The sequence below is a fragment of the Roseovarius sp. B08 genome, from assembly GCF_051417955.1.
GTDB lineage: Bacteria > Pseudomonadota > Alphaproteobacteria > Rhodobacterales > Rhodobacteraceae > Roseovarius.
Window position 1 is genome coordinate 3,264,248 of the sequence record NZ_JBPRLW010000001.1, and the last position, 22,153, is coordinate 3,286,400.

Annotated in this window: 20 protein-coding genes; 2 read left to right on the top strand and 18 right to left on the bottom strand. The window is 64.5% G+C overall.

The window, feature by feature from the left end; all coding sequences use genetic code 11:
* Nucleotides 1–148: 148 nt before the first annotated feature.
* Nucleotides 149–1,171, bottom strand: a complete 1,023-nt coding sequence (locus tag ACSQ76_RS16565; RefSeq protein ID WP_437157458.1) for a Fe(3+) ABC transporter substrate-binding protein — start codon at nucleotides 1,169–1,171, stop codon at nucleotides 149–151.
* Nucleotides 1,172–1,370: 199 nt separating this feature from the next.
* Between ACSQ76_RS16565 and ACSQ76_RS16570 the strand changes: the two genes are divergently transcribed.
* Nucleotides 1,371–3,269, top strand: coding sequence for an acyl-CoA synthetase (locus tag ACSQ76_RS16570; protein WP_437157459.1), 1,899 nt, complete (start codon nucleotides 1,371–1,373; stop codon nucleotides 3,267–3,269).
* Between the two features lie 9 nt (nucleotides 3,270–3,278).
* Here the strand turns inward: ACSQ76_RS16570 and ACSQ76_RS16575 are convergent, their stop codons facing one another.
* The 7 genes from ACSQ76_RS16575 to ACSQ76_RS16605 form a co-directional block, all read right to left on the bottom strand.
* Nucleotides 3,279–3,953: a nitroreductase gene (locus ACSQ76_RS16575; protein ID WP_437157460.1), complete on the bottom strand. Its 675-nt coding sequence runs from the start codon at nucleotides 3,951–3,953 to the stop codon at nucleotides 3,279–3,281.
* Nucleotides 3,950–5,053 carry a TFIIB-type zinc finger domain-containing protein gene (locus tag ACSQ76_RS16580; protein WP_437157461.1) on the bottom strand — a complete coding sequence of 368 codons (1,104 nt, stop codon included), beginning with the start codon at nucleotides 5,051–5,053 and terminating at the stop codon, nucleotides 3,950–3,952. Before ACSQ76_RS16580 ends, ACSQ76_RS16575 begins: the two co-directional genes overlap by 4 nt.
* Nucleotides 5,054–5,135: 82 nt before the next feature.
* Nucleotides 5,136–6,266 (bottom strand): SPFH domain-containing protein, encoded by a 1,131-nt coding sequence (locus ACSQ76_RS16585; protein ID WP_437157462.1) that lies wholly within the window; start codon nucleotides 6,264–6,266, stop codon nucleotides 5,136–5,138.
* Nucleotides 6,267–6,364: 98 nt separating this feature from the next.
* Complete coding sequence (locus ACSQ76_RS16590; RefSeq protein ID WP_437157463.1) at nucleotides 6,365–7,306, bottom strand: DUF2927 domain-containing protein; 942 nt, start codon at nucleotides 7,304–7,306, stop codon at nucleotides 6,365–6,367.
* 24 nt (nucleotides 7,307–7,330) lie between these two features.
* Nucleotides 7,331–8,527, bottom strand: coding sequence for a toxic anion resistance protein (locus tag ACSQ76_RS16595; RefSeq protein ID WP_437157464.1), 1,197 nt, complete (start codon nucleotides 8,525–8,527; stop codon nucleotides 7,331–7,333).
* Nucleotides 8,528–8,529: 2 nt separating this feature from the next.
* Nucleotides 8,530–9,444 (bottom strand): 5-bromo-4-chloroindolyl phosphate hydrolysis family protein, encoded by a 915-nt coding sequence (locus ACSQ76_RS16600; RefSeq protein WP_437157465.1) that lies wholly within the window; start codon nucleotides 9,442–9,444, stop codon nucleotides 8,530–8,532.
* A 5-nt stretch (nucleotides 9,445–9,449) separates the two neighbouring features.
* A complete protein-coding gene (locus tag ACSQ76_RS16605) occupies nucleotides 9,450–9,665 on the bottom strand; it encodes a hypothetical protein (RefSeq protein WP_306127770.1) in 216 nt (71 codons plus the stop codon).
* 263 nt (nucleotides 9,666–9,928) lie between these two features.
* Between ACSQ76_RS16605 and ACSQ76_RS16610 the strand changes: the two genes are divergently transcribed.
* On the top strand, nucleotides 9,929–11,893 hold the full coding sequence (locus tag ACSQ76_RS16610) for a sensor histidine kinase (RefSeq protein ID WP_437157466.1): 1,965 nt from the start codon (nucleotides 9,929–9,931) through the stop codon (nucleotides 11,891–11,893).
* 21 nt (nucleotides 11,894–11,914) lie between these two features.
* Here the strand turns inward: ACSQ76_RS16610 and ACSQ76_RS16615 are convergent, their stop codons facing one another.
* The 10 genes from ACSQ76_RS16615 to ACSQ76_RS16660 form a co-directional block, all read right to left on the bottom strand.
* Nucleotides 11,915–13,297 carry a sigma-54-dependent transcriptional regulator gene (locus ACSQ76_RS16615; RefSeq protein ID WP_437157467.1) on the bottom strand — a complete coding sequence of 461 codons (1,383 nt, stop codon included), beginning with the start codon at nucleotides 13,295–13,297 and terminating at the stop codon, nucleotides 11,915–11,917.
* Between the two features lie 3 nt (nucleotides 13,298–13,300).
* Nucleotides 13,301–13,432 carry a hypothetical protein gene (locus ACSQ76_RS16620; RefSeq protein ID WP_306127767.1) on the bottom strand — a complete coding sequence of 44 codons (132 nt, stop codon included), beginning with the start codon at nucleotides 13,430–13,432 and terminating at the stop codon, nucleotides 13,301–13,303.
* A gap of 28 nt (nucleotides 13,433–13,460) precedes the next feature.
* On the bottom strand, nucleotides 13,461–14,753 hold the full coding sequence (locus ACSQ76_RS16625; RefSeq protein WP_437157468.1) for a c-type cytochrome: 1,293 nt from the start codon (nucleotides 14,751–14,753) through the stop codon (nucleotides 13,461–13,463).
* Complete coding sequence (locus tag ACSQ76_RS16630) at nucleotides 14,754–15,986, bottom strand: formate dehydrogenase subunit gamma (protein WP_437157469.1); 1,233 nt, start codon at nucleotides 15,984–15,986, stop codon at nucleotides 14,754–14,756.
* A 211-nt stretch (nucleotides 15,987–16,197) separates the two neighbouring features.
* The gene (gene fdh3B, locus ACSQ76_RS16635) at nucleotides 16,198–16,791 is read right to left on the bottom strand and encodes a formate dehydrogenase FDH3 subunit beta (protein ID WP_103762212.1); all 594 of its coding nucleotides are present in this window, start codon (nucleotides 16,789–16,791) and stop codon (nucleotides 16,198–16,200) included.
* A gap of 12 nt (nucleotides 16,792–16,803) precedes the next feature.
* Nucleotides 16,804–19,704 carry a formate dehydrogenase subunit alpha gene (locus ACSQ76_RS16640; protein ID WP_437157470.1) on the bottom strand — a complete coding sequence of 967 codons (2,901 nt, stop codon included), beginning with the start codon at nucleotides 19,702–19,704 and terminating at the stop codon, nucleotides 16,804–16,806.
* Nucleotides 19,705–20,019: 315 nt separating this feature from the next.
* Nucleotides 20,020–20,208, bottom strand: coding sequence for a ubiquinol-cytochrome c reductase iron-sulfur subunit N-terminal domain-containing protein (locus ACSQ76_RS16645; RefSeq protein ID WP_222452657.1), 189 nt, complete (start codon nucleotides 20,206–20,208; stop codon nucleotides 20,020–20,022).
* Nucleotides 20,209–20,249: 41 nt separating this feature from the next.
* On the bottom strand, nucleotides 20,250–20,867 hold the full coding sequence (locus ACSQ76_RS16650) for a TorD/DmsD family molecular chaperone (RefSeq protein WP_306127763.1): 618 nt from the start codon (nucleotides 20,865–20,867) through the stop codon (nucleotides 20,250–20,252).
* Nucleotides 20,868–20,884: 17 nt separating this feature from the next.
* A complete protein-coding gene (locus tag ACSQ76_RS16655) occupies nucleotides 20,885–21,517 on the bottom strand; it encodes a DUF3306 domain-containing protein (protein WP_437157471.1) in 633 nt (210 codons plus the stop codon).
* Nucleotides 21,514–22,080, bottom strand: coding sequence for a DUF3305 domain-containing protein (locus ACSQ76_RS16660; protein ID WP_306127761.1), 567 nt, complete (start codon nucleotides 22,078–22,080; stop codon nucleotides 21,514–21,516). Before ACSQ76_RS16660 ends, ACSQ76_RS16655 begins: the two co-directional genes overlap by 4 nt.
* Nucleotides 22,081–22,153 lie beyond the last annotated feature (73 nt).

Sequence of the window (22,153 nt, forward strand, 5' to 3'; positions counted from 1 at the left end):
GCCTCGCTCGGATCAGACCCGGGCGAGGATGCGACGACGCAAGGATCTGGCGAAGGTCTTCCCGCTGGTATCGATCAACCAGTGTTCCGCCAAAGCAAAACGGCGCCCCCTCTCGGGGACGCCGCCTTAACAACACTGCTCGAAAATATCAGTCCCAGCCGACTTCGTTGAACAGTTCCTGCGCCTTGGCCGCGTTTCGGCTGAAGGCCGCGGTGGGCGTGGTTTCGTCCGGCTTGAACTCGCCCAGGCGCTCGGTCGTGGGGGTGCCCGGCGCGTCCTCGACTGCAGGGTATTCGTGGTTGCCCGTGGCAAGGTTGGTCTGCGCCGTATCGCTGGTGAAGAATTCCATCAGCTTCAATGCGTTTTCCGGGTTCGGCGCGGTCTTCAGCATCGCCGCCGTGGACAGGTTCACGTGCGTGCCGCGATCGTCCTGGTTAGGCCAGACCCAGCCGATATTGTCGATGCCGTCGCTCAGGCCCTCGACGTCGGATTCGAAACCGCGCACGAAGTAATAGTGGTTGCCCACCGCCACTTCGCACTCGCCCGACACGATGCCGCGCAGCTGGTCGGTGTCGCCGCCTTGCGGGTCGCGCGCCATGTTGTTGACGATGCCCTGCGCCCATTCCTTGGCCGCTTCCTCGCCCTGCGTTTCGATGATCGAGGCCATCAGCGACTGGTTGTAGATGTTCGAGGAGGACCGGATGCAGATCTTGCCTTCCCACGCGGGATCGGCCAGCTCTTCATAGGTCTGCGGCGGGTTTTCCACCTTTTCCTTGTCGTAATAGATGATCCGCGCGCGCTGCGCGATCCCGTACCACAGGTTCTCGGGATGCTCGAGGTGATCGGGAATGCGGTCTTCGATGGTCTGCGATTCGTAGGCCGCCAGCAAGTCCAGTTCCTCGGCGCGCGCCATGCGGCCCGCGTCCACGGTGATCAGCACGTCGGCGGGGCTGTTCTCGCCTTCCGCTTCCAGCCGCGCGATCAGTTCGTCGGCATCGGCCTCGATCCGGTTCACGGTGATGCCGGTCTCCTCGGTGAACGCGTCATAGAGCGCTTCGTCGGTGTCGTAGTGGCGCGAGGAATACACGTTGACCTCCTGCGCGAGGGCGGGCGCTGTCACGCCTGTCAGGGCCAGCGCGGCAACGAGTGAACGGGATGTCAGATAAGCCATCGAGAAACAGCCTTTCTTTTTCTGAGTGAATTTGTAGGCAATTGATGAATATTCCGACAAAAAGAGTCAAGACATGTTTTTTACGCGGCGACGAAGCGCCAACCAAACGCAGCGTAAAACTTGCACGTCCCGCAATTCGTGATCATGCTGCCCGGACGGGAGAAACGGCGCAACCAGATGCGCCGCGGGAGGAGACAACATGACATTTTCCACACGTCAGGACGTGATTGGTATTCAGGAAGAAATGCCGTGGGAGGCACGCGATGTGCCCAAGACGGTGTACCGGATGCTGGCCGATACCGCGACGGCCTTTCCGGATCGGCCGGCCGTCAGTTACCAGCTTCTGTCGGGTCCGACTGACAAGGCGCAAACCCTCACCTGGTCAGAGTTCCATGGGCGTGTCTGCCAGACCGCCAACCTGTTTCGCAGCCTGAAGATCTCGGAAAATGACGTGATCGCCCTCGTCATGCCCAACTGCCTTGAGACTGCCATCGCCACGATCGGCGCCATGGTCGCGGGCATCGCCAACCCGATCAACCCTCTCCTAGAGCCCGAACAGATCGGTGCCATCCTGCGCGAGACCGACGCCCGTGTCGTCGTGACCCTGCGGTCCTTCCCGAAAACCGACGTCGCCCAGAAAATGGCCGAGGCGGTGCGTAACGCGCCCCGTGTGCACACCGTGCTGGAGGTCGACCTCCTCAGCTATCTGACGCCACCCAAAAGCTGGATCGTCCCGCTGATCCGGCCCAAGAACCCTGAGAACCACCACGCCGACGTCAAGAATTTCAACGCCGAGGCGCGCAAGCATCCCAAGACCCTGTCGTTCGAGGACAAGCAAGCCGACCGCGTCGCCGCCTATTTCCACACCGGCGGCACGACCGGCATGCCCAAGGTCGCGCAGCACAAGTATTCCGGCATGGTCTATAACGGCTGGCTGGGCCATCGCCTGCTCTTTGACGAGCATGACAGCATCATGTGCCCGCTGCCGCTCTTTCACGTCTTCGCCTGCCACGTGATCCTGATGGCGATGATCAAGTCCGGCGCACACGTGGTCTTTCCCACGCCCGCCGGCTATCGCGGCGACGGCGTGTTCGACAACTTCTGGAAGCTTTTGGAGCGCTGGGGCACGACCTTTGTCATCACCGTGCCCACCGCCACTGCAGCGCTGATGCAGCGCAAGGTGAACGCCGACATCTCGAAGGTGAAGAACGCCTTCTCCGGCTCGGCCCCCATGCCGCTGGAACTCTTCAAACGGTTCGAATCCGCCACCGGAATGACCGTGATCGAAGGCTATGGGCTGACCGAGGCCACCTGCCTTGTCTCTTGCAACCCGCCCACGGGCGAGAAGAAGGTCGGCAGCGTCGGCGTCCCGCTGCCCTATACCGACGTGAAAATCTATAAGACCGATGGCACCGAATGCGGCCCTGACGAGGTGGGTGAGATCTGCATCGCCAACCCCGGCGTCTTTGCCGGCAACACCTATACCGAGGCCGCCAAGAACAAGGACCTCTACCATCACGAGGTCTACCTTCGCACCGGCGACCTTGGCCGGATCGACGCAGACGGTTATCTATGGATCACCGGCCGCGCCAAGGACCTGATCATTCGCGGCGGCCACAACATCGACCCCGCCGATATCGAAGAGGCGCTGATGGCCCATGCCGAGGTTGCCGGCGCAGGCGCCATCGGCCAGCCAGACGCGCATTCCGGCGAGCTGCCCTGCGCCTATGTCGAACTGGTCGAGGGCGGCACCGTCGATTCCGCTGCTCTGCTGGAACATTGCAAGCGTCACGTCCACGAACGTGCCGCCATTCCGAAATATGTCGAGGTTCTGGACGAACTGCCCAAGACCGCGGTGGGCAAGGTCTTCAAGCCCGACCTGCGCAAGCGCGCCATCACCCGCGTCTACAACGCCGCCCTGGCCGAGGCGGGCCTCAAGGCCGAGGTGACCGAGGTGATCGACGACAAGAAGCGCGGATTGGTGGCCCGCCTGTCGAAAACCGGAGACGTCGACGAGGCGGCCATTTCCCAATGCCTGGGCGAATTCACCCGCCCCTGGGAGTGGGCTGAGGCAAAGACCAAGGCGGACGCCGCCTGAGGCCCGGCTTCAGACCTTGAACGACAGTATCGTACCGACGTCTTCCCGCTCGGTACGGTACTGGTTGACGGGATGCGTATCGTCGGCATAGCCGAAAGAAATCGCACAGAGGATCGCTTGGTCCTCCGGCAGGTCGAAATGCCGGCGGATCACCTGCGGATAGGCCGCGACCGCCGCCTGCGCGATGGTGCCCAGCCCCTCTGCCGTGGCCGCCAGCATAAAGGCCGTCAGAAACCCGCCCGCGTCCAGCGCGCCGTAGGGCCCCAGCACCTGCGGAATGTGCAGGATGGCGACATGCGGCGCATCGAACAGCTCGAAATTCCGCATCGACTGCCGCGCCCGCGCCTCGCGGTCCTCCCGCGCGATGCCCACCGCGGTGTAAAGCGCATAGCCACAGGTCCGCCGCCGCTCTCCCAAGGCACCGGGATAGCTTTCGGGCCAGTCCATGTCCGGCCCCGGTTTGCCCGTCTGCACCTCGCTCAGCAAGGCCTGTCGGAACGCCTCCGTCTCCGTGCCCCGCGTCACCAGCAATCCCCAGGGCTGCGTGTTGTTCCAACTGGCGGTGTGTCGCGCCGTGTCGACGATCCGCTCGATCACCGCCTCCGCCACCTGCTCTGGCCGGAAGGCACGGCACGAATACCGCGCTTGCATCAGACGCTTCAGGGCCTCGCCATCCGCGCTCATTGGCTCATCGCCACGCCATAGCCCACCGCCGCAGCGACGATCACGCCGATCACAACGGCAATCGCGATCTTGACCGCCGAATAGGGCCGCTCGCCCTGCACCTTGCCATCGCGCCCGTTGACCACGAAGCGATAGGTTTCGCCGCGGTACTTGTAGGCCGCCAGCCACACCGGCAGCAGGACGTGCTTGAAGGTCACCTCGCCGACCGCCGTGTCGATCGAATGGATGCGCTGCCGGTCGCCGCCGATGTCGAACCGGACATCCCGCGCAATCCGCGCATCCATGATCTGGCGCGCCTGCACGAAACCGTCCTCCAACGTCACCTGATACCCCTCGGCGCGGAAACCGGCGAGGAACTCGGGGCTGTAGGGCTGCAACTCGCCCAGTTCCCAAGGCTCCAGCGCATCGGTATACCGCTTTGGCAGGGTTTTCGACGCCAGCACCAGTACATCGTCGAAGAACCGCGCCACCCTGCCCCGCACCGGGGTCCAGCGCACCTTGGGGACCTGCACCTGCTGGCGCTTGCCGTCGCGCATCACCGTCCGCGTTTCGTAATAGACCGTGCCACGCTCGCCGGTATAGCTGGATTTCGTATCCGCGTCATAGGTCCAGTAGGGCACGTAGATACCCTGCATCTTCCGCCCCTTCCGGGCGTATTCCTGCAAGCCATTGGGCGCGAACCAAAGCCGCCCCAGCCAATCGGTCATCGCGTCTCGCGCCGCCGCCTCATCTACTTTGAAGGGCAAGACCCCGCGCGGCTTGATGTGCCGGTGGGTGCCGGTATCGGTTACAACCGGCGTGGCGCAGAACGGACATTCCTTGGCGTGCACAGTCTCGTCGAACTCTACCTGCGCCGCGCAGTTGGGGCAGGTCACGACGCGCGTTTCCTCGATCTCCGAGGCGTCAAGGTCACCCTTCACCGCCGCGCGGAAATCCAGCTCTTTCAGCGGGGCGGCCCACGGCCCGCCCTGCTCCAATTCGGCCTCGTTGCCGCAATGGTCACAGATCAGCTTGCCCGCCTGCGGATCGTACCGGAAATCCGCCCCGCAATTGTCGCAGGGGAAACGGTGTTCATCTTGGACAGTGGGGGAATCGAGCATAATGCCTGCGGGTCCTTGTTGAACAGTCTCGGGATGGCGGGATGCGCCAGTGTAAAGGGCCAGCCGTTCGCCAGGTCCGGCGTCAGGCCCCAGGTGGCGGCGGCGGCAGAATGGTGAAAAGCTGCGCCAGTTCCTGCACGTCGCCGGCCTTCAGCCAACCATCCTGCCCAGCGGTCCAGACATGGCTGTCCCGCGTCAGCTTGCCCTCGCTCGCCATCCGGCCCAGGGCAGCCTTGGAATAGGGACCGTGGGTCTGTCCGTTCTCGGCTATGTGCCAGACATGCTCGACCGGCGGCGGGGGCGGTGCGGGCGAGGCAGTGGGTGACGGCTTATGAGCACCCTGGCCCCACGGCCCGCCCTGCCCGGCCATCTGGCCCGCCATCGCCATGCCAAGCCCCGCGCCGATCCCGGCCCCCATGCCGCCCCCGGCCCCGCCGGGATTCTTGGCCGCCGCCGTCATCGCCTCGGCGGCTGAGTATTGCGTGAACTTGCCCAGATCTCCGGCCAGCCCCATCGACGTGCGCTTGTCCAGCGCCTCTTCCACCGCGGGCGGCAGCGAGATGTTCTCGATATAGAATTCCGGAATGGTCAGGCCGTACTCCGCCACCACCGCGGAAATCTCGGCCGCCACCAGCTTGCCCAAATCGGCGGTGTTGGCCGCCATGTCCAGCACCGGAATACCGCTGCCCGCGATGATCCGGCTGAAGCTCTGCACAATGATGTTGCGGACCTGATAGCTGATCTCGTCCATCGTGAATTCGCCATCTGTGCCGACGATCTCGGTCAGGAATTTGGCCGGGTCCGTCACCCGCGTGCTGTAAGTGCCAAAGGCGCGGATGCGCGTCGGCCCGAACTCCGGGTCGCGCAGCATGATCGGGTTCTTCGTACCCCACTTGAGATCCGTGAACCGCGTCGTGTTGATGAAATAGATTTCGGACTTGAACGGGCTTTTAAACCCGTGATCCCAATGCTGCAACGTCGTCATGATCGGCATGTTGTTGGTCTCGAGCATGTAGAGACCCGGCGTGAAAACATCCGCCAGTTGCCCCTCGTGCACGAAGACCGCCGCCTGTCCTTCGCGCACGGTCAGCTTGGCACCGTACTTGATCTCGTGCCCATGGCGCTCGAACCGCCAGACCATCGTGTCGCGGGTATCGTCCACCCAGTGGATGACATCGATGAATTCACCTGAAAGAAAATCGAAAATGCCCATGGTAATCTCCGTGCGCTAGGTCTTGTCCGGCAAGCGGACATTCGCGGGTATCATAAACTCAATTTCAGGTGCTGCCACATATCTTGTCGCGACCGCGCTCACGACTCGCCCTTCTCGAACAGCCGCCGCAGGATCGGCCGCGCCTCCTCCAGCCCCATCCCGGGGTTCAGCGCGGGATTATAAAGCGCCTCCAGCAGCATCTCGTCATGGGTCGTCAAAAGCGCGAATTCCTCGTCATCGTTGAAGATCGACGGGCGCGCCCGCGGGCTGTCATTGGTCAGGCCAAGGCCTTGCGCGATTTCCTCATGGATGCAGGCCAGCCGTTGCAGGTCGGTCAGTTCGGTCCGGATATAAGCCAGCGCGACGCCAAGTTCGTTTTCGCTCCGGGTGCCTGCCGAGATCACGAAACACTGGGTCGATCGCGGCAGGTTGGTGATGATCGCCAGGTTGGACTTCGCAATCGCCGGGATCACTTCCAGCGCCCGCGCGCGCGATTGTGCGCCATCGTCATTGCTCATGAACAACACGACGAAATTGGGCGAGGCGTCACTCAACGAAATCGGGTGCCCCGTAACCCGTGCCAAACGGTTGGCATAGGCCGCCACCCGGGCCCGCTCTGCCGATCTGATCTCGTCCGGCACATTGCGCCCGAACTCGACACCGATCCGCACAGGCCCGGTCCATTTCTTGATCGCCACGGGGCCGCTTTGCGACGGCAAAAGGCCCTTGTCGCGCTGGTATTCCTCGAAGAACCCGATCTGCACGAAATTCCGCAAAAGGTCGTTGTCTGTGAACGGCGTGTCGACGCCGCCGCCGTCGCGCCGCATCAGCCCCTGCGCGACAAGGTCGTTCTCAAGCCGCGTGTAATATCGCGCCAGGTCCCGGCTGGCCTCCGACGGGCCACTGGGCTGCGGCGCGCGCACCATCGCGTTGGGCCGCGCCTGTGGATTGGTCGGGGGCGCCTCGGGCGCAACGTCATCGCAACCAGCCAGCGCGAGTGCACCGGCCAGCGCCACAACGACCGGAAAAAATCTGTACAATTTACGCAAGACAACCCCACCCGTTCATGCAGGGACCGAGCCGCCGGTATTCTCGCCCACACCATCGCGGCGTGACTTGGCCGCGGCCAGCGTATCGCGCAACTCCTTTTCCATGGATTGCAGGTCCTGCTCGGCCTTGGCCCGGCGCGCCTTGCCCTCGTCGGCGATCTGCAGGCTTTCCTCGATCGTGCCGATCAGGTCCGCGTTGGCCTGCTTGACGGCCTCGATGTCAAAGACCCCGCGCTCCATCTCCTGGCGGATCGTCTTGTTGGCGTCCCGCAGGTTCTTGGCATTGGCGGTCAGCAATTCGTTGGTCAGATCGTTAGCCTCGTGCACGGCCGCCGCGGCCTCGGCACTGCGCTGGATGGTGACCGCCTGTGCCAGCTGCGTCTCCCACAGCGGCACGGTGTTGACCAGGGTCGAGTTGATCTTGGTCACCAGGCTCTTGTCGTTCTCCTGCACCAGCCGGATCGACGGCAGCGACTGCATCGTCACCTGTCGCGTCAGCTTCAGGTCGTGCACACGGCGCTCCAGATCGTCGCGGGCGGCGCGCAGGTCGCGCAGTTCCTGCGCCTTCATCACCTGGTCGTCCTCGGGGGCGGCATCGACTTCGGCCTCCTTGGTCGGGATATCCTTTTCGTCGAGCTCTTTCAGCTTCTCCTCGCCCGCCGCGATGTAAAGCGCCAGCTCGTCGTAGAATTGCAGCGTCTTCTCATAGAGAAGGTCCAGTGATTTGATATCCTTCAACAGCACGTGCTCGTGCTTCAGCAGGTCATCGGTGATCTTGTCGATCTGGCCCTGCACGTCCTCGAACCGCGCGGTGAACTTGGCAAAGGGCGCCGCCCGTCCGATCAGCTTTTCCCACCAGGACCGCTCGCGCCGCACGTCCAGTTCGCTGACCGAGAAGCCGCGGATCGTGGTCACGATCCCGCGCAGGCTGTCGCCTGCCGGACCCACATCCTTGTTGCGCACGCCCTGCAGCATGGATTGCGAGATTTCCTGCAATTCCGCCTGCGCCGCCGATCCGAACGAGACGATCGAATTGGTGTCGGCCATGTCGATCTCGTCCATCCGCTGCCGGATCTCGGCGCCCACGGCGGGCTCCGCCTCGGACAGCGGCACAACGGCGCCGGCCTCCTTCGGCTCGGGCAGCACCACCCGGTTCACTTCCTCAACCTCCGCAAGGGCAGCCTCGGCCTTCGTGCGTGTGTCTTCCGACATGATCAACGTCCTTCCTGAAATTCCCGGGTCGTGTCGTATCTGATGCCCTCGCGCGCCAGCCGGTCCCGCAGCACCTCGATCTCGATCTCGAGATCGCTGTTGTTGTCGGCCAGAAGCATCTTGGTCTTCGCCTCGAAGTTCGCCTCCAGGTCGCCCAGCAGGTCAAGGTAATCCGCCTTCGCCTTGGGGTCCGGGGCCCGCGACTGAATATCGGCGAACTTCACCGTCGCGTCGCGCGCGCCCATCAGGTAGACGCCCAGGTATTTCCGCGTCGCCGTCAGGTCGCGCGGGTCGTCCTCGACGGTGCGCAACATGTCGCGGACGCTGACCTGGAACCGCTCCAGCCGCGCTTCCGCCGTGCGGTCCCCGGCCCGGCGGATCGCATCGGACATCGCACTCAGGTACGTCTCGGCCTGATCCACCACCCGCGCCACGCGGTCGGTCTGCAACCTGTCGACGCCTTCCATGCCCTTGTCCTTCATCGGGTCCATCCCGAACGAAAATACATGCAACGCCGTCGTCACCACGCCGAATATCACCGGCGCGACCAGCCCCGGCTCGACTTTGTAGGCCGCCACGGCAATCCCCAGCCCCGCCAATACAGACGAGAAAAGCTTGCGCGGGATGCCCGGCCGCCGCGCCACCTTGCGCGTGTTATAGGCCGCCTCCGCCTTCAACCCATCGCGCAACAGCCACGCCGACAGCGCCAGAACCGCGGCGGACACGGCCCCAAGCGCCAGGCCGGTCGCCCCCGAAGTCAGCGAGGTGAACAGAACCACCGCGGCCGGCACGAACATCAGGTTCGCCCGCGCGCCCGCGGGTGCCACCGTGGCCCCGCGATAGGAAGACGTCTCGCGCGCCTTCACCTCCGAGCCGCCACCATCCGGGCTGTATTTGCCGCCGAACTTCCGTGCCATGCGCCTCACAACCCTCCGAGCAGGCCGCTGGTGACGCCCAGCATCACGATGAACAGGGCCGCGTAGGCGATTTTCTGCATGCTTGCTCCCCTCGTGCTGACAGCGATGTCCCGCCCGGCCGCGCCGGCATCACGCGCCGCGCGCATCACTGCGGACATTGCCACCGCGGCCAATGCAACCGCGGCAACAATCAAGAATACCAGCATGATAAGCCGCGTCATGCCGTGCCGTCTCCCGTGTCCGGTGTCGCATTACCTACCCGAAACTTAGGTTAACGCTCCGGGGGTTGCTAGGGGAAACATCGCAACCGCTTCCCGTGTTCCGGACCGCCCTGATCATTTCGGGACGGGACGAAAGCTTTATCAAAGCTTTTGACAAATCTTTTGCAACAAAAGATTTGCGCCGCCGTCACAGCCACCGGAATGGACGCCCCCCGCCCCATCGCCTAAAGTTTTCCGCACAACGAGAAAGGGCCCGCCCCGGCATGACATCGGTCCGTCTGCGCCTTCTGATCCTGGCACTTTTGCCGCTCGTGGTCCTGCTGCCGCTGCTGTTGTGGCTCGCGGTCGGACGCTGGGCCGCCAATTACGACAACCTGCTGATTGCCAATGTCGAAAGCGATCTGCGCATCGCCGAGCAGTATCTCGACCAGATCCTCGCAACCACCGGCGGCGACGTCGCCGCGCTGGCCCGCTCCACCCGCTTTCGAGAGGCCATTGCCGGCCCAGGATCTCGCCTGGCCCGGTTCCTCGACGCCGAGCGCACCACTCTGGGGCTCGATTTCCTCTATTTCCTGCCGGAAACCGCCGCAGGCGCCGCTGCCCGAAAATGGCCGGTCATCGCCACGGCCCGGCAGGGCGGCAGCGCCACCGAAATCGATATCCTGTCCGGCGACGAGCTTGCCGCGATCGACCCGGGCCTGGCCATGCGCGCGCGGCTGCCCCTGATTCCAACCGAAGCCGCGGTCCCCACCGACCGCGTGGTCGAGGACCGCGGCATGGTCGTACACACCGCAACCGATCTCGGCGCGGCAGGCCGCCCAGGTGTCCTGGTCGGGGGCATCCTGCTCAACCGAAACCTAGACTTCATCGACACGATCAACGCCCTCGTCTACCAGTCCGAGGATGCCACCGATGTCGAGCGCCAAGGCACCGCGACGCTGTTTCTCGAAGACGTACGCGTATCGACCAACGTGCGTCTCTTCGAAGGCGAGCGCGCGCTCGGCACCCGCGTCTCGGCGGTGGTGCGCAACCGGGTGCTTGGCGAGGGTCGCACCTGGCTCGACCGTGCCTTCGTGGTGAACGACTGGTATATCTCGGGCTACCTGCCCCTGACCGACAGCTTTTCGCGCCGCGTCGGCATGCTCTACGTGGGCTTTCTCGAGGCGCCCTTCGTCGCGGAAAAGCGCAGCGCCTTCATCCTCGTCTTCTCGGCCTTCGTTGCCGTTCTGCTGCTGACCATCCCGTTGTTCCTGCGCATGGCCGGGGGCATCTTCTCGCCGCTCGAACGCATGAACCACACCATGAAACGGGTCGAGGGCGGCCAGCTCGACGCGCGCATCGGCCCGGTATCCTCGCGCGACGAGATCGGCGAGGTGGCGGCGCATCTCGACGAATTGCTCGACCAGGTGCAGGAACGCGACCGCGCGCTGCGCTCCTGGGCGGACGAGCTGAACACCCGGGTCGAGGACCGTACAGCCGAACTGCGCGCCGCCAACGAAAAGCTCGAAACCACCTACCAGCAACTCGTCATGAGCGAAAAACTGGCCTCAATCGGCGAGATCACGGCCGGCGTCGCGCACGAAATCAACAACCCGGTCGCGGTGATCCAGGGCAACATCGACGTCATCCGCGAAACCCTGGGCGACGATGCCGCACCGCTGATGACCGAACTCAACCTGATCGACCGCCAGATCGCCCGGATCAACGCCATCGTCGGCAAGCTGCTGCAATTCGCCCGCCCCAGCGAATTCAACGCCTTTTCCGAGCATGTCGATGTCGGCACTGTGCTGGACGACTGCCTTGTGCTGGTCGATCACGTGATCTCGCGCCGCAACGTGACCGTCACGACGCATCGCGGCGACGATGTCCCGCAGGTCCGCATCAACCCCGGAGAATTGCAGCAGGTCATTATCAATCTGGTCGTCAACGCGGTGCAGGCCATGGACGGCCCGGGCGAGCTGTCGCTGTCGATCCGGGCCGAAGGACGCGACGGACGGTCCGGCACGGCGCTGGTGGTGGCCGATACCGGGCCCGGCATCGCAAACGAACGGCTGAACACCGTGTTCGACCCGTTCTACACCACCAAGCCGGGCGAAGGCACCGGCCTTGGCCTTTCGGTCAGCCAGACCCTGATACGCCAGTCCGGCGGCCTCATCACCGTGCGCAACCGCGAGCCAGGCGGCGCGGAATTCACCGTCTGGCTACCCGAAGACCGCGACGCGTCGTGACCGGCACCGCGCCCGGTCCGCTCAAATACCCCAGGACGCGCATTTGCGATCGACCGTCTTGCGGCTGACCCCCAGACGCCGCGCCGCCTCGGCTCGGTTGCCGTCGCAGGCGTCCAGCACGCTCATGATGTGCCGCTGCTCCACCAGCGCCAAGGTCTCGATCGCCTCCTGCCCCGTCACCGTGCCGTGGCCCGCGAACTCCTCCGGAAACTGGCCAAGGATCACCGACCGCTCAACCAGGTTGCGCAGCTCGCGCACGTTCCCGGGCCAGTCATAGCGGCTCAGTTTGAGCAGGATTTCCTCGTTCAGGTCCAGCGCCGGCAACGCCAGCGCCCGGGAAAACTCGCTCATGAACAGCGCCGCAAGTTCCACGATATCCTCGCTGCGGTCGGCCAGCGACGGCATGTCCACGTTCACCACGTTGATGCGGTGATACAGGTCCGCGCGGAACCGCCCCGCATCGACCTCGGCCTGCAGATCGGCGTTGGTGGCAAAGAAAAACCGCAGGTTCAGCGGGATCTCGCGCTCCGCCCCGAGTGGCCGGATCTTGCGATCCTCCAGCACACGCAACAGACCCGCCTGCACCTGTTCGGGCAGTTGAGCCACCTCATCCAGGAACAGCGTGCCGCCATCCGCATGCAAGAACAGGCCGTCGCGGGTGCGGTCGCGCCCCTCGACCACGCCGAACAGTTCCTCGGCGATGTGATCGGGCGAGACCGCGGCACAGTTGACAGCCACGAACGGCTCTCCGGCGCGGTCCGACATGGCGTGCAGGGTCCGCGCGGCAATCTCCTTGCCCGTGCCGCTGGCTCCTGTGAACAGGACCGAAGCCGGCGTCGGCGCCAGCTTGGCCAGAACGTCGCGCACCCGCTGGATCGCCGGCGAATTGCCCAGCAGACGCCCACGCGCGGCCTGTCCGCCTTCGCTCAGCTCATGCTTCAGAAGAAAATTCTCGCGTCGCAAGTACTTGCGGTCCAGCGCGCGGGCCACTGCGTTCAGAATCTGGTTGGCGCGGAACGGCTTCAGCACGAAATCCGCCACCCCCGTGCGCAGCGCCCGGATCGCCGTGTCCAGATCGGCATAGGCCGTGATCATGATCGTGTCGGCGAACAGCCCCACGCGCCGCTGTTCCGTCAGCCAGTCCAGCCCGGTCTTGCCCGGCATCACGTTGTCGAGGATCACAAGGTCGAAATGCGCTAGGTCAAGGATCTCCGCCGCCTGTTCGGCCGACCGCGCCTGTTCCACCCGCTTGACCCGCGGCTCCAGGATCTTGGTCAGAAAGTTGCGCATCCCCGGTTCGTCGTCAATTATCAGCACCGAGGCGAATTGCAGGTTCTCGCCATAATCGTCCCGCGCCTTCTCGGCCGGGTCTGCTTGCTGTTGCGCGACCGCGGGCTTTGACATGCCTCAGCCGTCTCCCAGCCGCACCGACTCCCCGGAATTGCGGTCTCCGGCGGAAAAGCCCGCCTCGTGCAGCCCGTACCACGCGACCACGGCGATGATGGCCGTGGCGGCAAACGCGGAAAGCATGGCTTTCATCTCTCAGTTCTCCCTTTCATGGCGCGTCTCAGGGCCCGGTGGCCTCGCGCAGGTATTCGATCAGGTCCTGCCGGTCCTGCCCGGCGGTGATGCGCTGCATCGGCATCTTCGAGCCGGGAATATAATGGTCCGGGCCCAGATCGAAAAGCGCATCAATGGTCTCTTCATTCCAGACGATATCCGACCCGTCCAGGATCTCAGAGTAGGGATACCCCGGCACGGCCCCCGCCTTGCGCCCGAAAAGACCGTGCAGCGACGGCCCCGCCTTGCGCGACGGCGGCGGGGTCAGGGCGTGGCAGATGGAACATTTTCGCATGAACTGCCGCTCGCCGTTGGGCATCGCCTCGGGGTCGCGCAGGAATGTGCGCTGGTCGCTGCCCGCGGGATCGAACGCGTCGAGGTCCGCCACGGGCCAGCCATAGGCCACGTCCTCGATCCCGCCGGCATAGATCATCGTGCCGTCGGGCGAGAATTCGAGCGCCCAGACCGGCCCCTGCCGCATGGCACGGAAATCCCTCACGATCTGCCACGCTTCGGTGTCGATCATCATGATGAACCCGTGCCCGTCGCCCACCGCCAACTGCCCGCTGGCTGCGTGATAGGCCATCGACAGGATCGGCCGCCGGTCGAGCGAGAAGTCCCGGATCGTCTCACCCGACATCGGGTCGACCACGCGCGTCACGCCATCCACCGCGCCATAGGCCAGCCACTGGTCGTCCGGGTCGAGGATCAGGCGGTTCACGCCGAACCCCGCGTTCACCACGACGCGTGGCGTCCCGTCCCCGTTCACCTGCCACAATCGGATCGTCCCGTCGGCGGAGGCCGAGTACAACCGCGCGCCGTCCGCGCTGAAGGCAACATCGCTGACCGACGCATTGTGCCCCTTGAGGAAACGCGCCGCGCCGCCGTCGCGCGGCCACAGCCCGATCGAGCCGTCCCAACTCGCCGTCGCGAGCGTCGTGCCATCCGGCGACAGCGCGATATCGGCAACCTTGCCCTGATGCCCCTCCAGCCGCGTCGCCGTTCCGTCGGGCAAGGACCACAGGATCACGTCGAAATCATCGCTGCCCGACGCTGCGGTCGTTTCGTCGAGAAACCGCACCGTGATCACCGCCGCGTCATGCCCCTCCAGCCAGCGCGGCGTGCGCCCCTCCCACAGCCCCACGGAATTGTCGAAACTCGCCGTGGCGACGTGGCCGGTTTCGGGGTTCACGTCGATCCCCATGACCGGGCCGCCATGCCCTTTCAGCGTGGTGAATTCCTGCGCCGCCGGCGCACCGGCGGCCAGCAGGCCCGCGCATGCCAGCACGAAGGCGCGCATCTATTCCGCGGGCGTCGTCGCGGCGTTGGCCGGTTTCGGCTCGCCCTCGCGCTGCTGCACCTCGTCGAGCCACAGGCTATGGTGCTCGCGCGCCCACTGTTCCTCGACCTGGCCAGAGCCCATCGCGTCATACGCACCTTCCATCCCGACCGAGCCGATGTAGATATGCGCGATCACGATAGCCATCAGCACGAAGCTGACAATCGCGTGCCACAGCTGTGCGTACTGCATCTCTTCATGCGGGGCGAGCTGTTCCGGCAAGGCCCCGAAACCCAGAAGCTGCGGTACCCCCATGTCGTTCAGGATCACGAAGGTCTTCGCGAACATCGGCAACTCGAACGGAAACAACAGCGACAGGCCGGAAGCAGAGATCGACGCGCCCAGGATCATAACCGACCAGAAGATCAGCTTCTGGCCGGCGTTGAACTTCTTGGCCGCGGGGTGCACGCCCTTCTTGAACATGCCGCCGCCGACGGCGATCCATTTCAGGTCGGTCTTGTTGGGGATATTGTGCGCCACCCAAAAGATGAAGGCCAGGATCAGGCCCAGCATGAAGGCCCAACTGACGTTGTTGTGTATCCATTTCGAGGCGACGGCGGCGGTCGCGAACGCCTCGTGCCCAAATGCAGGTATGATGAACTTGCGTCCCATCAGGACCAAGAGTCCGGTCAGGCCCAGCAGAATGAAGGACCCCGCCATCAGCCAATGTGCAAAGCGTTCGATGAACTTGAAACGGGTCACGGTGCGCCCCGTCTTTTCGCCGTCGATGCGGATGCGCCCCCGGAACAGAAAGAACAGCGCCAGCAGCGCGATCGTGCCCAGCAGCAGCCAGCCGCCATACTTGATCAGCGGCCCCTGCCGGAAATTCAGCCACCACATCCCGTTGTCCTGGATCAGAACACGGGCCGGTGCGCCGCCCGATGACACGGTCACGTCAGCGGTACCATAGCGCAAGGCGCTCCAGACATCGGAATCCGATGACCCGCCAAGCGCACCGAGCTGACCCACCATTGCGCCGGCACTGTCGGGGTCTTCGCCCGCGCGTGCACGGTTGGGTACCTGCTCGCCACGCTGCCGGGCCAGGATGTCCTCCAGCGTCTGCGCGCCTCCCGTGGCCGAACGGTCGGTCTGCGTAGCCTCGGGCGCGGTCAACTCGCCCGCCTCCTGCGCCTGCGCGCCCGGTGCGGCCAGCATCGTCAAGCTCAGAAGACAAATCAGAAACAGCCTGTGCATGTCTTTTCCTTTCTACCCTGCCCGGCTTCGCGGGCCTCACCTCTACGGGGTGTATCGCGAATATTCTGGGAAACGGACTTTGCGGCGTGACGCCACGTGATCGAAAGTGCGTTTCTCAAGATACTCTCGGTGTCCCCTTTGCCGAGACGGGGAGAAAGAGGCGGGACAATCCCGCCTCTTTCGATGCCGTCGTCACGACCGTGCCGGGCGATCAGCCGCCCTTCTGGTCATAGGCCGTGCCCCAACCCCAGGCGCCCGAGCCGAAGCCACGGGAAACGACGCGTTCGCGATAGATATTCGCGACCACGTCCCCGTCGCCGGCCAGCAGCGCCTTGGTCGAACACATCTCGGCGCAGATCGGCAGCTTGCCTTCCGCGATCCGGTTGCGTCCATACTTGTTGAACTCGGCCTGGCTGTTGTTCTCTTCGGGGCCGCCGGCGCAGAAGGTACACTTGTCCATCTTGCCGCGCGATCCGAAGTTGCCGGCCTGCGGGAATTGCGGCGCGCCGAACGGGCACGCGTAGAAGCAATAGCCGCAACCGATGCACAGGTCCTTCGAGTGCAGGACGACGCCTTCCTCGCTCTGGTAGAAACAGTCTACCGGACAGACCGCCATGCACGGCGCATCGGAACAATGCATGCAGGCCACCGAGATCGAGCGTTCGCCGGGGTTGCCATCCTCGATGGTCACGACGCGGCGACGGTTGATGCCCCACGGCACCTCATGCTCGTTCTTACACGCGGTCACGCAGGCGTTGCACTCGATGCAGCGTTCGGCGTCACACAGGAATTTAGCTCTAGCCATTCCATCTTCTCCTTATGCTGCTGAGATCTTGCAGAGAGTCGCCTTCGTCTCCTGCATCTGGGTTACGGAGTCGTAGCCATATGTCTGGGCGGTGTTGGTGGATTCACCCAGAACATAGGGATCGGCGCCATCGGGATACTTGCTCCGCTGGTCCTCCCCCTGGAAGTGACCGCCGAAGTGGAACGGCATGAAGGCCACGCCTTCGCCCACCCGGTTGGTCACCATGGCCATGACCTTGACCTTGCCGCCCTCGGGCCCTTCGACCCAGACCTGCTCGCCATCCCGCACACCAAGGTTGTTGGCGTCACGCGGGTTGATCTCCACGAACATGTCCTGCTGCAGCTCGGCCAGCCAAGGGTTCGACCGCGTCTCGTCACCGCCGCCCTCGTACTCGACCAGACGACCGGATGTCAGGACAATCGGGAAGTCCTTCGAAAAGTCGTTCTTCTGGATCGAGGCATAAAGCGTCGGCAGGCGGTACGCATGCCGGTCCTCGTAGGTCGGATAGTCCGCGACCAGGTCGCGCCGCGAGGTGTAAAGCGGCTCGCGGTGCAGCGGCACCGGGTCGGGGAAGGTCCACACGACGGCGCGGGCCTTGGCGTTGCCGAAGGGCGCACAGCCATGCTTGATCGCGACCCGCTGGATACCGCCCGACAGGTCGGTCTTCCAGTTGACGGCCGAGACCTTCTCGTTGAAGTCGGACGGGAACGGCGACATCGCCTGTTCACCGACCTCTTCGTCAGAGCCCTGCCCGCCATTGGGCTGCGCCAGGTTCTGGGCCTCGGCGGTGTCCTGCACCTCCTCGGTCTGGCCGCCTTCGGTCGCGTTCTGCGCTTCCTCGCCGTCGTCCTGGTTGCCCACCGACGCGTCTTCGTCGATGCCTTCGACACCGGCCACCCGGCCCATGACGCGCTTTTCTTCCTCGGTCAGGTCACTGTCCCAACCCAGGTCGACAAGCATCTGGTAGGTGAACTCGGGGTACCCGTCCTGGATCTCCGATCCGACGCTGTAGACGCCTTCGGCCAGCAGGTTGTCGCCATCCCGCTCCACGCCGAAACGCGCGCGGAAGGTCAAGCCACCCTCGGCCACCGGCTTGGACATGTCATAGAGGTTCGGCGTACCGGGGTGCTTCATCTCCGGCGTGCCCCAGCTTGGCCACGGCAGACCGTAATAGTCTCCGTCAGCCGGACCGCCATTCGCCTTCAGCGTGGTACGGTCGAACGTGTGCTGGTTCTCCATGTGCATCTTCAGCCGTTCCGGGCTTTGACCCGTGTAGCCGATCGTCCACATGCCGCGGTTGATCTCGCGCAGCGTGTCCTCGATGTTCGGCGTCACGCCGTCATCCTCGATGCCGATGTTGCGGAACATGCGGTCGTGAAAGCCGAACTTCTGCGCGAACAGACCGATGATCTCGTGGTCCGATTTCGATTCGAACAGCGGATCGACCACCTTTTCGCGCCATTGCAGCGACCGGTTGGACGCGGTGACCGAGCCATAGGTCTCGAACTGCGTACAGGCCGGCAGCAGGTAGACGCCATCGGTACGGTCATGCAGCACGGCCGAAACGGTCGGATACGGGTCGACCACGACCAGCATGTCCAGCTGCTCCATCGCCGTCTTCATTTCCGTCATGCGGGTCTGGCTGTTCGGCGCGTGACCCCACAGGACCATGGCACGCACCTTGTTGGGGTTGTCCATGTTCTCGGGGTCTTCCAGCACACCGTCGATCCAGCGGCTGACGGGGATGCCCGACAGGTTTTGCAGGCTGGTGTCCTTGCCGTCCTTGGTCTTGGTCGTGACAAAACGTCCGGCCAGCCATTCAGGGTCTTCGCCCCAGACACGGGCCCAGTGGCCCCATGCCCCCGCCGACAGACCGTAATAGCCCGGCAGCGTGTGGCTCAGAACACCAAGGTCCGTCGCGCCCTGCACGTTGTCGTGCCCGCGGAAGATGTTGGTGCCGCCGCCCGACGTGCCCATGTTGCCAAGGGCCAGCTGCAGGATGCAGTAGGCGCGGGTGTTGTTGTTGCCGTTGGTGTGCTGGGTGCCACCCATGCACCAGATCACGGTGCCCGGACGGTTGTTGGCCAGCGTCCGTGCAACCCGCTCAAGCTGGCTGCCGGGCGTGCCGGTGACACGCTCGACTTCCTCGGGCGTCCACTTGGACACTTCGTCCTTGATCTGGTCCATCCCCCAGACGCGGGTGCGAATGAATTCCTTGTCCTCCCACCCGTTCTCGAAGATGTGCCACAGGATGCCCCAGACCAGCGCCACGTCCGTGCCCGGACGGAACCGGACATACTCGTCCGCGTGGGCGGCCGTGCGCGTGAAGCGCGGGTCGCACACGATCAGCGGCGCGTTGTTCTGTTCCTTGGCCTTCAGCACGTGCAGCAGGCTGACGGGGTGTGCCTCCGCCGGGTTGCCGCCGATGATGAAGATCGCCTGGGAATTGTGGATGTCGTTGTAGCTGTTGGTCATCGCGCCGTAGCCCCAGGTGTTGGCAACACCTGCAACGGTCGTCGAGTGACAGATACGGGCCTGGTGGTCCACGTTGTTCGTGCCCCAGTAGGCGGCGAACTTGCGGAACAGGTAGGCCTGTTCGTTGTTATGCTTGGCAGAGCCCAGCCAGTAGACGCTGTCCGGGCCGCTTTCTTCCCGGATGTTCATCATGCCGTCGCCGATCTCGTTGATCGCCTGTTCCCAGCTGATGCGCTTCCACTCGCCACCCTCTTTCTTCATCGGGTATTTCAGGCGGCGCTCGCCATGGGCGTGCTCGCGCACCGATGCGCCCTTGGCGCAGTGGGCGCCCAGGTTGAACGGGCTGTCCCAGCCGGGCTCCTGGCCCACCCAGACGCCGTCGCTCACCTCGGCCACGACCGTGCAGCCGACCGAGCAGTGCGTGCAAACCGATTTCACCGTGTTGACCGCCGCGTTCGCCGCGGCCGCCGCGTTGGCCCGGGTGACTGTGCCCCCGTTGCCCCGATTGCGGCCAGGCCACCGATGGCCAGGCCAGAGCCGCGCAGGAACGCGCGGCGGTCGATGGTCTTTCCCCCGACCTCAGACAGGATACTTGTCCGCTGGGGGCGTCGCGCAACCCCGTTGGTCTTTTTCCTAAGCATGTTTCTCTCTCCTCCCGAGCTCTCCCGATCGGGATTGCTGGGTACTAAGGTTATCCACCGACAGTCGGGCGTCCCGCAACCAGTCGCCGGCAGGTCAATTGATCACGTCCGGTCAGAACCGGGCGCTATCGAAGTATGCGCGCGTGTGCGCGGTGTCCTGCATCTTGTCCGATGACAGGTCCGGTTCCGCCGCTTCGGCGGTGCCGGTGCCGGCTGCCGTTGCGACCGCGACCGCGGGCGCGCCTGCGGCGGCCATCTTCAGAAAATCGCGCCGGCTGTTGCCTTGCGTTTTCTCGCTCATGAGAGTCCTCCTCTCTGGTGGTGACAGGTCGCCCTGCCGGTTCATGCGGATCCCTCCGCGCTCATCCGGAAACCTTCCGCCTCGATATCCATGAACACCCGGCCGACAGCGCCGACCGAGGCATAGAGAACCGAGTTCTTCGCAGCCTCCAAATCCGTGAAAAAGTGCCCGGCCCAGGGGCCGATATGCGTATTGAAGAACGTCTTCTGATTGGCCAGCGTCGCGGGCTTGCCGAACCGCCCGGTGATCAGCCCGCCCATCATCTCCATCAGCGACGCTATGTTGTCCTCGGGCTCATAGACGTTCTGCGCCCGGGTCATGCCCCGCGCCGCCATGTCGCGCCGCAGGCTCGCCAGCGGCTTCTCGTTCAGGAATCCGGTCAGGTAATAGCTGGCATAGGGCAAAAGCTCGCCGCGCCCCAGGCCGATGAACAGCGCGTTGAACTCGCGCTCGACCGCCTGCGGCTTGGTGTGCCTGGCGATGCGCGACAGGGCCGCTATCGCGACGCCAAGGTCGGTCTCGTTGTCGCCCGACAGCCCGGCGGTCTGCGCCAGCAGCGCCTCGGACGGGGGCCCGGCCAGCAGCACGCCCAGAAAATCGTAAAGATCGGCACGCAGCCGGTCTTCCTCGGCAATCTGGGACCGGATGTCTGTCGTCATGACCGCCTCCTGGTTGCTCATGTCGTGCTCTCGCTTGCATCGTCGAAGGTGAAGTGCATCCGCCGGCGCGGCGGCGGTGACCACGTGTCCGCCTCTGCCACGGCAGGCTCGTAAGTGTAGCTGTAGGCCGGCTCGACCTCGGCCATCTCGACCGTTTCTTCGGTTTCGACTTCGGGCTCCGGCGCGCCGACCTCGTCTTCGGCCTCACCCTCGGCATCGCGCTCGGCCATGGCCGTCAGGGCCTCCGCCTCGCGGGCCAGTTTCTGCACATGGGTCAGCATGCCCTTGCCCACCTGATAGGCGGTCTGCATGTTCTCGATCACGCGCGTGCTGTCGGTGAAATCCTCGCCGTAATCGACCAGCCCGTCCAGGTTGGCCAGCGCCGGGTTCGTGCCCCACAACCGCCGCAGCGCCCAGCGGCGGATGCGGTCGGGCACCGCCTCGGCCATAAAGGCGCTGAAATCGTCGCCACGGTTCATCGTGTCTGGGTCTGGCAGGCCCAGCAGTTCCAGCACCTCGGCGTCGCTTTTCTCCTCAAGCGATGCACGCACCTCGGCCCGCTTCGCCTCTTCGCGCGCCTTGACCTCGGCGGCGTCCTCCGCCGCCACCCGCGCCTTGCGGCGCGACCAGAAATCTTCGCGTGCGCTCATTGCATCCGCCCTTTCCGCCGCAGCGTGGGCGAGCGGTAGATGTCACGCTGCTGAACGATCCGCGGGTCGCCGATACCGTCCACATGCGCATCCACCTTCACCCGGTCGCGCCGGCGTTTCTTGAATTCCTCTTCGGTGTGGTAGGTCTCGGCAAAGTCCCGGACCCAGGCGATCAGCCCCTCGGGCATCGGGATCTTCTCGACGATGTCCTCGCCATTATCTTCGTAATCCTGCGCCTCGTAGGGCGAGGCGGTCACCAGCACCGCCTCCAGCGGGCACTTGCCGCCCCCCTCGCGAAAGACCGCGTAGACCGACGGCACCTGCGCCGACAGGCCATGCAGATAGCTTTCGGTCTCCGCCCCGTGCAGTTCCAGCGTCATTGTCGCGGCATGGTATTCGGTGACATCGCCCTCTTCGCGCAGCACCCGCCACGCGGCAGGACCGGCCCCGGGCAGAACCGCCACGGCCTTCCACGCCCACGCAGCCCAGCGCGTCACGCCCGGCGTACGGCGCATGACGATCCCCAAAGGCATAGTGGCGTACATGTCCGGATTGTGGATCATGTGTGGCTGGTATCCTCCCGTCACTTCACCTTGTGCCAACTGTCGCGGCGTCTCAAAGGAAAAAAGCATGCAA

Bases quoted from the DNA above. Each gene is read 5' to 3' on its own strand.
- ACSQ76_RS16565 (WP_437157458.1), bottom strand. From the start codon at position 1,171: ATGGCTTATCTGACATCCCGTTCACTCGTTGCCGCGCTGGCCCTGACA.
- ACSQ76_RS16570 (WP_437157459.1), top strand. From the start codon at position 1,371: ATGACATTTTCCACACGTCAGGACGTGATTGGTATTCAGGAAGAAATG.
- ACSQ76_RS16575 (WP_437157460.1), bottom strand. From the start codon at position 3,953: ATGAGCGCGGATGGCGAGGCCCTGAAGCGTCTGATGCAAGCGCGGTAT.
- ACSQ76_RS16580 (WP_437157461.1), bottom strand. From the start codon at position 5,053: ATGCTCGATTCCCCCACTGTCCAAGATGAACACCGTTTCCCCTGCGAC.
- ACSQ76_RS16585 (WP_437157462.1), bottom strand. From the start codon at position 6,266: ATGGGCATTTTCGATTTTCTTTCAGGTGAATTCATCGATGTCATCCAC.
- ACSQ76_RS16595 (WP_437157464.1), bottom strand. From the start codon at position 8,527: ATGTCGGAAGACACACGCACGAAGGCCGAGGCTGCCCTTGCGGAGGTT.
- ACSQ76_RS16600 (WP_437157465.1), bottom strand. From the start codon at position 9,444: ATGGCACGGAAGTTCGGCGGCAAATACAGCCCGGATGGTGGCGGCTCG.
- ACSQ76_RS16605 (WP_306127770.1), bottom strand. From the start codon at position 9,665: ATGACGCGGCTTATCATGCTGGTATTCTTGATTGTTGCCGCGGTTGCA.
- ACSQ76_RS16610 (WP_437157466.1), top strand. From the start codon at position 9,929: ATGACATCGGTCCGTCTGCGCCTTCTGATCCTGGCACTTTTGCCGCTC.
- ACSQ76_RS16615 (WP_437157467.1), bottom strand. From the start codon at position 13,297: ATGTCAAAGCCCGCGGTCGCGCAACAGCAAGCAGACCCGGCCGAGAAG.
- ACSQ76_RS16620 (WP_306127767.1), bottom strand. From the start codon at position 13,432: ATGAAAGCCATGCTTTCCGCGTTTGCCGCCACGGCCATCATCGCCGTG.
- ACSQ76_RS16625 (WP_437157468.1), bottom strand. From the start codon at position 14,753: ATGCGCGCCTTCGTGCTGGCATGCGCGGGCCTGCTGGCCGCCGGTGCG.
- ACSQ76_RS16630 (WP_437157469.1), bottom strand. From the start codon at position 15,986: ATGCACAGGCTGTTTCTGATTTGTCTTCTGAGCTTGACGATGCTGGCC.
- fdh3B (WP_103762212.1), bottom strand. From the start codon at position 16,791: ATGGCTAGAGCTAAATTCCTGTGTGACGCCGAACGCTGCATCGAGTGC.
- ACSQ76_RS16645 (WP_222452657.1), bottom strand. From the start codon at position 20,208: ATGAGCGAGAAAACGCAAGGCAACAGCCGGCGCGATTTTCTGAAGATG.
- ACSQ76_RS16650 (WP_306127763.1), bottom strand. From the start codon at position 20,867: ATGACGACAGACATCCGGTCCCAGATTGCCGAGGAAGACCGGCTGCGT.
- ACSQ76_RS16655 (WP_437157471.1), bottom strand. From the start codon at position 21,517: ATGAGCGCACGCGAAGATTTCTGGTCGCGCCGCAAGGCGCGGGTGGCG.
- ACSQ76_RS16660 (WP_306127761.1), bottom strand. From the start codon at position 22,080: ATGATCCACAATCCGGACATGTACGCCACTATGCCTTTGGGGATCGTC.